The organism is Microcoleus sp. PH2017_35_SFW_U_B (assembly GCF_020737865.1).
GTDB lineage: Bacteria > Cyanobacteriota > Cyanobacteriia > Cyanobacteriales > Microcoleaceae > Microcoleus.
This window is the reverse complement of sequence record NZ_JAEQDE010000151.1, coordinates 1-10,613: the sequence shown is the minus strand read 5'-3', so window position 1 is coordinate 10,613 and position 10,613 is coordinate 1. Positions and strand designations below refer to the sequence as shown.

General features: G+C 45.2%; 9 protein-coding genes and 1 pseudogene. 5 read left to right on the top strand and 5 right to left on the bottom strand.

What is annotated here, in order from left to right; translation table 11 throughout:
* Positions 1-238: 238 nt before the first annotated feature.
* The 3 genes from JGK36_RS31670 to hisF all read right to left on the bottom strand — a co-directional run bounded on the left by JGK36_RS31670 (position 239) and on the right by hisF (position 2,497).
* On the bottom strand, positions 239-619 hold the full coding sequence (locus JGK36_RS31670; protein WP_293185320.1) for an IS200/IS605 family accessory protein TnpB-related protein: 381 nt from the start codon (positions 617-619) through the stop codon (positions 239-241).
* Positions 612-1,295 (bottom strand): transposase, encoded by a 684-nt coding sequence (locus JGK36_RS31665; protein WP_293185319.1) that lies wholly within the window; start codon positions 1,293-1,295, stop codon positions 612-614. The genes JGK36_RS31670 and JGK36_RS31665 overlap by 8 nt, the downstream gene beginning before the upstream one ends.
* Before the next feature lie 431 nt (positions 1,296-1,726).
* Positions 1,727-2,497, bottom strand: a complete 771-nt coding sequence (gene hisF, locus JGK36_RS31660) for an imidazole glycerol phosphate synthase subunit HisF (RefSeq protein ID WP_293185318.1) — start codon at positions 2,495-2,497, stop codon at positions 1,727-1,729.
* Positions 2,498-2,960: 463 nt separating this feature from the next.
* Between hisF and JGK36_RS31655 the strand changes: the two genes are divergently transcribed.
* From JGK36_RS31655 to nadB, 3 genes are all read left to right on the top strand, one after another.
* Positions 2,961-3,944 carry an adenylate/guanylate cyclase domain-containing protein gene (locus JGK36_RS31655; RefSeq protein ID WP_293185317.1) on the top strand — a complete coding sequence of 328 codons (984 nt, stop codon included), beginning with the start codon at positions 2,961-2,963 and terminating at the stop codon, positions 3,942-3,944.
* A 202-nt stretch (positions 3,945-4,146) separates the two neighbouring features.
* On the top strand, positions 4,147-4,581 hold the full coding sequence (gene psbU, locus JGK36_RS31650) for a photosystem II complex extrinsic protein PsbU (RefSeq protein WP_293185315.1): 435 nt from the start codon (positions 4,147-4,149) through the stop codon (positions 4,579-4,581).
* A gap of 436 nt (positions 4,582-5,017) precedes the next feature.
* Positions 5,018-6,670, top strand: a complete 1,653-nt coding sequence (gene nadB / locus JGK36_RS31645) for an L-aspartate oxidase (protein ID WP_293199136.1) — start codon at positions 5,018-5,020, stop codon at positions 6,668-6,670.
* Positions 6,671-6,680: 10 nt separating this feature from the next.
* Here nadB and JGK36_RS31640 read toward each other — a convergent pair whose 3' ends face one another.
* A complete protein-coding gene (locus JGK36_RS31640) occupies positions 6,681-6,929 on the bottom strand; it encodes a hypothetical protein (protein WP_293192643.1) in 249 nt (82 codons plus the stop codon).
* A 462-nt stretch (positions 6,930-7,391) separates the two neighbouring features.
* Positions 7,392-9,527: a CHASE2 domain-containing protein gene (locus JGK36_RS31635; protein WP_293199139.1), complete on the bottom strand. Its 2,136-nt coding sequence runs from the start codon at positions 9,525-9,527 to the stop codon at positions 7,392-7,394.
* A 76-nt stretch (positions 9,528-9,603) separates the two neighbouring features.
* Between JGK36_RS31635 and JGK36_RS31630 the strand changes: the two genes are divergently transcribed.
* Positions 9,604-10,203: an IS607 family transposase gene (locus JGK36_RS31630; protein WP_293185309.1), complete on the top strand. Its 600-nt coding sequence runs from the start codon at positions 9,604-9,606 to the stop codon at positions 10,201-10,203.
* Positions 10,194-10,613 (top strand): annotated as a pseudogene (locus JGK36_RS31625) (RNA-guided endonuclease TnpB family protein); the annotation flags it as partial. The gene JGK36_RS31630 and the pseudogene JGK36_RS31625, both read left to right, overlap by 10 nt.

Sequence of the window (10,613 nt, the reverse complement as noted above, 5' to 3'; positions counted from 1 at the left end):
GTCACCATCATGTTCCACTCAGTTATCCAGGTCGTCCCTGGCTAGCCATCCTCCGCATTGCTTATATAGCAAGGGTTTCAGCTAAACGAATCGCACTCTCAGAATATTGGCAGCACCATTTAAGTCTGCATTCACAATCGAAGCATTTGCTGATCGATACAAGCCACGTTTAATTCGTTTTCCAGATGCTTTCCACCCAGATGGCTTTTCACCATATTTGGGTAGGGAGTCACCACCCTTAAAAACTAGCTTTCGATGTATATGCTTCTTCTGTTTCAACAAACCTGATACCGTGCAAATCGCACAGTTCTTTTAATCTATTTTTGAGTTTACCTAAAGGCATTTGAACAAACTTTTGATTGTTCACTTTACCTAGATTACTGTTAGACTTAAAACCTTCATTCCACCCAACTATCAGTGTGCCAATTCCAGATTTCAGGCAATGGTTAGCAATCAACTTGGCAGCCTTATTGATACCATCACGCATTTGGTGATTACGTTTTCGGGTAACACGGTCTAACCAATTATCCCAATAACCTTCTGGCTTTCCTTCTTGTCTAGTTGCTACTTTCTTGTTCCACAATTGATTCATCGCTTTCATTGCACGAGAATCAATCAAAAAAGAATTTCCTAATGTATCGACACAAGCTGGCTTTATTATCAGCAGTTCCCAAGTCAATTGATAATGCTTGACCAATGTCCAGATTATGTTGTTGTTTTTCAACCTCGTAGGATATTTCCAGATAAAAAGCACCATTCTTAGGGAGAATCGTAAACTCTTTCACTTTGGAAAAATCCAGATTCGATGGCATAGGTAAAAAGAATTCAGAAACTCCAAACCATCGCCTTACTGTTAAACCCAAGGAAAATCTTAACTGATTGCCAACAAGTTTCGGTCTTAACCCTCCCGAATTAGGATAAACAACTTTGAACAACTTAGAACCTGTCAGGTATCCCGGTGGCTTGGGCTTGAAATGCAATTGACCTTTGATGTACAAATCTCTTACTTCTTTAAAAGATTTGAAGGCTTCTGTGACTGACATCAATGTTTGCTGCATTGGTGTTGATGGCAACGACTTAGCAACCATTGATTTGGCAACTGACGATTCAAAAGATAAGTCGAATTTTCCCGTCAACAGTTTTCCGGTCTTAAAAAAAGTTTGACGAGCCAAATAAACCCCACTGTTGTAAAGTTTACCTGATTGTTGGCAGAGATACTCCAACAATGCTTTAATTTGTTTGGTTGGAGACAGTAATACTTGCTGAACTCCCATTGTTTTTTGGGTTTTAGTCACCTCTATTTTCCTGAATATTGGTTGATTTGTCTACTTTCAGTTATTATACTAGATATCTCAAGGTCAATCAACAAAATATTTAAAAAGAAAGAAAGAAAGAAAGAAGACGGGGACTCTCATTCCCTCGTGCCACTTCCCTCTCAGGACTAAAGTCTCGCTCGTTTCCCGCATCCCGTATTATTTTTATGAGTTTTCAGCTTGTCTTTGGTTGTATGCTTTTCTTAAACTGTTATCTGAAGGTAAAATCAACAAAATTCTGCTGTTTAATGCACCTGGCATCAGGCACTATTTGCAGCAGTAACGATCGCCTTTGGGTGAGTCCTCTCGCCCACCCCACAGGAAAATCTAATTATCGCGGAACAGGCGAGAAAGCCTATTGCTGATGTGGAACAGGCCAGAAAGCCTGTTACCAATCTTGCTGATGCAAAGAACTACTGTTGCCGCACGGGAACTTGACATTTTGCTAGATAAGTCTTAATTTCTCCGACGCTAAGTTGCCCGTAGTGCAGCAGGGAAGCCAGTAAGGCTGCTTCTGCTTTGCCTTCCGTCACGGCTTCGTAGATGTGGTGACAGTTGCCGGCGCCGCCGGAAGCAATCACGGGAATTTCTACAACTTCGGCGATGCTGCGGGTTAATGATAAGTCGTAACCGGCTTGAGTGCCGTCAGAGTCCATGCTTGTCACTAGAATTTCGCCGGCGCCGCGCTTTTCGGCTTCCTTGGCCCAGACGATCGCATCTAAGCCTGTATTTTCACGCCCTCCGCGCACGTACACGTCCCAACCGGGATTGTCCGCATCTTGGCGTTTGCGAGCGTCGATCGCCAATACAATACATTGATTGCCAAATCGATCGCTCGCTTTGTCAATCAAACTCGGATCGCGCACTGCCGCTGAATTAATACTTACCTTATCAGCGCCCGCCCTCAACAAACTTTTAATGGTGTCCAAGGATTGGATGCCGCCACCCACCGTCAAAGGGATAAATACTCGATCGGCAGTCCGGTACACCACATCAATCATAATGTTCCGGTCTTCGTGAGTCGCCGTAATGTCCAGAAACACCAACTCATCAGCACCCGCATCATTGTATACCTGAGCCATTTCCACCGGATCCCCAGCATCCTTAAGGTTGACAAAATTCACACCTTTGACCACACGGCCAGCTTTCACATCCAAACAAGGCAAAATTCTTTTCGACAACATAAAATTCTCGTGTTTCTAATTGATTCAGCGCCGCAGCGAGGAAAAGGTTTTGTTGGACTCTTCAAAAAGTGGAAGTGTAGCAACAAATCTCAAAGATAGCTTGTGTGTAACCACAGGGTTGTCTGAGACGAGAACCATTGTCCAGCTTTTTTTTTGGCAACAGAAGCAGAAATTAAGTTATATTTTGCCAAAAAGCAGCCAATGCAACTGCCTAGGTACATCTTTGGCGTGCAAAATATTACGCTTTGGCCTATGATCGAGCGGTAACTACCTTCGGTGGTTATCAGGCGGTAATTTGGCAATGCTTTATGGGTTCGGTGCATCGATCGACTAAACTATTTTAAATTTTTAGAACAGCCGATTTCAGGTTTTTAGTGGCAATCTTAGTTATGAGCCGCGTACTAAAGTTAAAATTTAAAGTTGAAAACCTCAAATCGGTTGACTTGATGTTGTTTCTAGGGCTGTGGTGACTTTGCAAGCCAATCCACATTTGTTACTTCGTACAGAAAGCGGCAATCGCTACTTGCCGCTCTCCGGCAGCAATTGCTGGACAGTAGGGCGAAATGATGACAATAATTTTGTATTGACCGATCGCTGGATTTCCCGAAATCACGCGATGTTACAGCAAATGGAGACCGGAGAGTTTTACCTGATCGACTTGGGCAGCCGCAACGGTTCCTTTGTCAACGGGCGGCGGGTGAGTATTCCTGTCACTCTCAGAAATGGCGATCGAATTATTTTCGGTCAAACCGAGTTGGACTTCCATAACCCAACCGGAGGGCGCCGGCTCGATCGCCTGCACGACACAGACTCTGAAGATTTTACAGCTACTTTGACGGTACGCAGCCTGATTACTGTCATGGTAATGGACATCCGAGACTTTACAGTTTTGACTAGACAGCTAGACGAAACCATCCTCTCGGAAGTCATCGGCAATTGGTTCCGCAAAGCCGGACACATCATTCGCGAACATGGCAGTTGGGTGGACAAATACATCGGCGATGCCATCATGGCTGTCTGGTTCCACAAACCAAGCGGCGTCAGCAGCGAAGAAATGATGCGGATTTGCCAAGCTTTAAGCCAACTGCACAAGGCAACTGATTTACTCAGCAGCCGTTACCCCCTGCCTTTTCCGTTGCGAGTTGGGGCTGGAATCAATACTGGCTATGCAATGGTGGGAAATTCCGGCAGCAGCGATCGATCGGACTACACCGCCTTGGGAGACACTGTAAACGCCGCATTTCGCCTAGAGTCTTGCACCAAGGATATCGGCAAGGATATTGCCGTGGGAGAAACAACCTACAAATACCTGACGGAATTGGGCGCCCAAGAAGCTTTCGAGCAGCACATCGTTACTTTGAAGGGTTACGACACTCCCAGCGTGACTTACGGCAGTAATTATACTGACTTGAACGCTTTTCTCAAAAGGAAAGGAAAGAGTTCTTGATAGCTAGAAAATTGGGTGTGCAGCCAAAAATTAATCGATCGTCTCAACTACGTTGCATAGCATATATTGAGAGCAATGTCAATTCTTGGATGTAAATTTTGTTAACAGTCCTCGGCCTGCTGGGGATTTATCTGAAAAACTGCATAAGCAAAATGGTAGTCTCTACATAAATGCTGTGTATGAAATTGGGAGACAAAACTTCATGAAACGATTGGGTCGTCTATTGGCAGTATTGGGCTTAGTGCTGGGCTGCTTTGCATGGGCTGGAGACATGAGCGCGATCGCGGCGAACCTGAGCCGTATCGCCTTGCCATCAGCCTCGCTCATAGCAGTTGATGTTCCGGCTAGAACCAATCGCGCCGATGACAAGCTTGCCACAGAATACGGCAAAAAACTTGATTTGAACAACAGCGCCGTCCGCGACTTTCGGGACTTTCGAGGGTTGTATCCCACTTTAGCTGGACAAATTATTAAGAATGCTCCTTACGAAAAAGTTGAGGACGTACTCAACATTTCAGGCTTGACGGAAGCTCAAAAAAAGGTGCTGCAAGCTAACCTGGACAAATTCACCGTAACTGATGTCGAATCAGTCTTTATTGAAGGAGACACCAGGTTGAATAATGGTCTCTACGACTAGATAGCAGTGAGCCTCTTTTGAAGGCATTAGTCAGTAGTCAGTAGTCAATAGTCATTAGTCAGTAGTCATTAGTCATTAGTCATTAGTAATTTTTTGTTAATTCATGAATTATGGCTTCTGGCTTCTGGCTTAGGGCTTAGGGCTTCTGGCTTCTGGCTCCGGCTGATGAATGCCGAATGCCTTGAAACAGGATCGAACCCAAAGACGGATACAAGCTTCCGATTTTGTGGAGAGAAAAAATTTTAGATATTTGTTTAAATCCAGATTCATCTGTAGATTAAATTATTCAATTATTAAATCTAAAATGGACAGTTCCAGCCCCTCAAGTCATCTGTAGAGTCAAATCTAAAATCGACATTTATATTACCCAGATTCATCTGTAAAGTTAATTTTAAAATCTAAAATCTAAAATCTAAAATCTAAAATCGGCTGACTTATGACTGACAAATTTGACGTATTGGTGATAGGTGCTGGCGCAGCCGGTTTGTACACGGCGCTTTGTCTACCAGAACATTTGCACGTAGGCTTGATTAATAAAAATATTATGCCTGTTTCTGCAAGCGATTGGGCTCAAGGAGGCATTGCCGCAGCGATCGCCCCAGAAGATTCCGCAGCACTCCACGTTCAGGATACACTGGCTGCGGGAGCAGGTCTTTGCGATTTAGAAGCAGTGCAATTTTTAGTCGAAGAAGCTGCTGCTTGCATAGACTCCCTGGTAAAAATGGGCGTTGCATTCGATCGCACTGGCCCAGATTTAGCCCTCACCCTAGAAGCCGCCCACTCCCGCCGCCGAGTGCTCCACTCCGCCGACACCACAGGAAAAGCCGTTGTCAGTACCCTGACAGCAAAAGTATTAAACCGCAAAAACATTCAACTCGTATCCCCAGCCTTTGCTTTGAGTCTGTGGCTAGACAAAACCGGGCGGTGTCAGGGAATTAGCTCAATTTGCGACTCCCAAGTCAAATGGCTGCGGGCTAGCGCCGTAGTGCTGGCTACAGGCGGCGGCGGACAGGTTTTTGCTCAAACAACCAACCCGTCGGTAAGTACCGGGGACGGGGTAGCCATTGCGTGGCGCGCCGGGGCGCTGCTGCGAGATTTAGAATTTGTGCAGTTTCACCCGACAGCCCTCAGCAAAGCGGGCGCGCCTCGGTTTCTGATTAGCGAAGCGGTGCGGGGAGAAGGGGCTCATTTAGTTGACAGCAAGGGATATCGCTTTGCTTTTGACTCTCACCCCAGCGGGGAACTCGCGCCTCGGGATGTTGTCAGCCGCGCTATTTTCCGCCACTTGCAGAAGACGGGGGAACCTCATGTTTGGCTGGATTTGCGCCCGATCGACTGCGATCGACTGCGCTACAGGTTTCCGAATATTATTCAAGTGTGCGCTGATTGGGGAATTGATATTTTTGCCGAACCTGTGCCGGTGACGCCCGCCGCCCATTACTGGATGGGGGGAATTGTGGCTGACAAGTTCAACCAAACTTCGATTCCGGGTTTGTATGCGGTGGGAGAAACTGCGAGTACGGGGGTACACGGCGCTAACCGGTTGGCGAGCAATTCACTGCTGGAATGTCTGGTTTTTGGCGCGCAAATGGGACTTTTGCAGTTAGAAGGTAAAAAGTCCGAAGCCTTACCAGAGGAGGAAGATGCAGGGGAAATCTTGGAAAAATCGGTTTCACAACAGGATATTGAGGCGATCGAAAAATTGCGAATCCAATTGCCGAGTTTGGTGTGGCAGAGTGCGGGAATTTGTCGGGGACAAAGGGATTTGGAAAGTGCGATCGTCCAAGTTGAGATGTGGCGGCAAGAATTTTCCTCTTTGGCTTTGAGTCAAGCACTTGATAATTTACGGCCCGGACAAACGATCGATTTTTCGCCGGCTGATGCCGAAAATAGCTCGGTTTTGCGAAATTGGGGGGAAGTTGGCAATTTATTGGATATTGGCTACTTAATTCTCAAAAGTGCTGCGTTTCGCACGGAAAGTCGCGGTGGTCACTACCGGCTGGACTATCCCCTCACCGATCGAGATTGGTGCAGTCACACTTTAATTAACCAATCGCATTGGTACAAATCTGGGCCCATAGAATATTGAAAAATTGGGTTTAGCGCGTCCCTGTACCGTCACTTTTAGGACTTCCATTGGGATCTGGTTCGTATTTTTTGGGGTTATTGGGCGCCTCAGATGTGCGCGCCTCTGTCAAGACTGTGGAGGTCGATGGGTCTTTTGCTGAGTAGCTGGTTGAGTTGCCAGCAAGTAAGGCGGCATTTGCAATGCCGATCGTACTGACTTGCATACTGACAGCCAGAATTGCCGTTGTTGTGATCCCAATCAAAGTACGCATAGTGTTCATAGTCTTATCCAAATCACTCAAATAGATGCACGTCCCTACAACCTATTATATCTATGAATTTACGTAGTTCCACTTATGTCTTTACATTTCCTTTAATTAATTTTTGTAAGTTTACTTAAATTTTTTTTAATCAATGCTGTTTGGCGATTTGAATTGGGTCTCCAGTCTGCTACAATTTGCGATTTATTATGGGAATGACTTACTCCATAACCGTTTGGAGCGCGGGCTTGCCGTTGCCGTCTTTTTTGAAACTAATCCCAATCTTTTTATATTTCTTAACATTTAAATGAGACGGCTATTTGCTGTCTTAAGCTGCATATTTTTATAAATCTATCTAATGATAGATGACATCTTATACAATGTTTTATAATAAGATTGTAAGTCGAAGAATTGAAAATAACTTAAGCATAAAAGTTGGCACCACTGACTTACAGTTGGATTGTGTTTTTGAACTGAGATTAATTACGAAAATTGATATTGATTTTTCCCGCCTTCCTTAGCACGATACATCGCAGCATCAGCATTGTTAACTAAAATATCTGACTCTTGACCGTCAATTGGATACAAACTAATGCCAATACTTGTAGTTACAGAAACTGTATGTTCTTCTAAAGTAAAAGGCTGCATAATGGTGTCACAAATTTTTTGAGCTACTTTCGCAGCTTCTTCGCTACCAGGAATTCCCGGCAAGATGACAGTGAACTCGTCGCCACCCAACCTCGATATAATATCGCTACCGCGCAAGCATTTTTTGAGCCTCCCGGCCACTGCTTGTAAGAGCAAATCACCCGCATGATGTCCGAGAGTATCATTGATTGACTTAAATCCATCTAAATCTAAAAACAGTAAAGCTACCAATTCCTGATTGCTGGAGGCTCTTTCCAGGGACAGATGCAAGGATTCGTGAAACATTTTGCGGTTCGGCAAACCGGTGAGAGCATCGTGATAGGCTTGGTGGCTGAGTTCAGCATTTTTTTGCTTGAGGGCATCTTCCAGGCGCTTGCGTTCGGTAATATCTCTGATCGCTCCAACTAAAAATAGGTTCCCCGCAGCATCTTTATGCAGGGATCTTTTAGTCGAAATCAGATGGGTAATTCCGTGAGCGTCAGTAAAATATTCTTCATTTTCTAGTGGCTGCTGAGTTTGCAATACTAATTCGTCTTGCTGCCAAAATATATCCGCTTCGGCTTGGGGAAATAACTCGTAATCGGTGCGAGAAATTAAAATTTCTAAAGGATACCCAATAAACCGACAATATGACTGATTCAAAACAACCCAGCGGTGATTTCTATCTTTAACAAAAATTGGGTCGGGAATTGTATCGATTAGCCATTGTAAAAATTCTTTAGACCGTTTGAGTTCTTCTTGTATGTGAGCCAGATAAGCTACAACTGCACAGCCAGAACCCAACAGACTGAGGATGGAAGGAATTAACGGCAGCCACCAACCGGCCAACCATGCTATGTATAAACTAGCACTTAATCCTACACAGATACTTGATAAAGACCAAGCCGATCGCCCGAGCGATCGCAACTTCCAGCTCACACTAGCTCCCGCCCACGACCACAGTAAAATCCACAGCCACTCCGCCGCCTCTGGCCAAACTTTAATACCCTCGCGCCCGTCGAGGGCCGCACTCAAAATTTGGCTCAAGAAATTAGCCTGAAGCTCAACTCCGGGTATTGGCTGGGGAGGAGCAAACAAACCAGAACTGTAAGCGTTTTGGTGAAAGTCTTTGAGGCTGGGGGCAGTTGAGCCGATCAAGACAGCGCGCGATCGCACAAAATCAACCGGTACTTTGCCAGAAAGCACGTCGCTCATCGATACCGTGCGAAAACTGCCTCGTGGGTGGCGCAGGTTGGTGAGAATTTGATAGCCGCGACTGTCCGATCGCACGTAAGCACCATCATTCGGTTTAAAACGCTGAAACACCCCCTTGCCTAACTGCAAGTATTTAGGATTGACTGTTGCAGGTTCAGGGGAAATCCCTTCGGTTTCGAGGTAAAGCAAAGCCAGTCTCAGCGCTAAACTTTGATGGGTTTTGCCGTTTCCAGGCCAAGCGTAGAGCAAAGTTCGGCGCACTTTTGAGTCAGCGTCGAGGACAACGTTGTTGAAACCGATGCGATCGAGCTTTTCCAGTACCGGAGGCGGGCGCACTCCAAATCTGGTTTCGTCTGGCATTAACTCAATCCCAATTAAATTGGGAATAGTTTTAAAAGTTTTGACCAATTCGGCATTACCCGGTTGAGTCGGCAAATCTCGGTAAACGTCGAGGCCAATCGCCCGCGGCTTCCCAGCGTGCAATTTTTGCAGCAATTGGGCCAATACAGCATCGGACATGGGGTAGCCGTATTTTTGCAAGTCAGCTTCGTTAATTTCGATAATGACGATGCGCGAGTCCACTGGTTCGGCGGGCCGCCAGCGTACAAAGCGATCGCAAGCAGCCCATTCCAACGCCTGCAAAAATCCTAACCAGCGCAGTAGAATCACCGTACCGCCAACGGCACTCGCAGTAATTAATACTCGGCGTTCTCGATCGAGCCATTTTTTGATAGTTTTTAGCATATTCTGGGGATGTTCGCCTCGCCTGAAGAGCATATAAGGTATTGTAAAACTTTATTAAATTTATAAGCATTGGTAGGCGATGATGGTATCCTGTAATCAGGAGGTCGAAATGAAACTACCTGACTACGCTAAAGCAATAGGCATAAGTTACACAACCGCGTGGCGCTGGTGGAAGGCAAATAAGCTGCCACATCCGGCACGGCAGGCAGAAAGCGGTCTGATTATAGTTGACTACTTACCGCAGTCGCCATCAAACCAGAGCAAACAGAACCGAGTCGCTATTTACAGTCGAGTTTCATCTTCAGAAAACAAGGATAACCTCAACCGTCAATCGCAGAGATTAACGGAGTACGCCATTGCTAACGGTTATCAAATTGTTAAAAATGTCAAAGAAATTGGCAGCGGATTAAACGATCATAGAAAACAGTTAGAAGCATTGTTGCAGCAAGATGACTACGACATCTTGCTAGTTGAACATAAAGACCGTTTGGCTCGATTTGGTACAAATTATCTAGACGTTCTACTTCTGAGATTGGGAATTAAGCTAGAAATAGTTAATTTAGCGGAGAATGGAAAAGATGAGCTAATGCAAGACTTGGTGGCTATAGTTACTAGCTTTGCTGCCCGACTTTACGGACAACGACGTGCTAGCAGAAAAACCGAAAAAATAATTGCCGAACTGAAAGATGGAGGTACAGAGTGCAACTAGCCGAGAGGCATATCATTAAATCAACGGAACCTCGTTTCGCCCAAATTGACGAACTAGCATTCAAGTCCAAAAATCTGTACAATGCCGCCAATTATGTCATTCGTCAGAACTTTATCTATGGATGGGGCTATGTCAGTTATAACGAAATGAACCGATTGATGAAGTCTCATCAAGCCTACAAGGCTTTACCAGCCAAAGTAAGTCAGCAAATCTTGATGGTGCTAGATAAGAATTGGAAATCGTTTTTTGAAGCCGTTAAAGCTTATAAAGCCGATTCTTCAAAATTCACGGGTCGCCCGAAATTGCCAAATTACAAAGACAAGACCAAAGGGCGAAACCTTCTCGTCTACACGATTCAAGCGATTAGTAGTAAACAGTTGAAGAAAGGAATCGTTAAACTTTCGGGTACT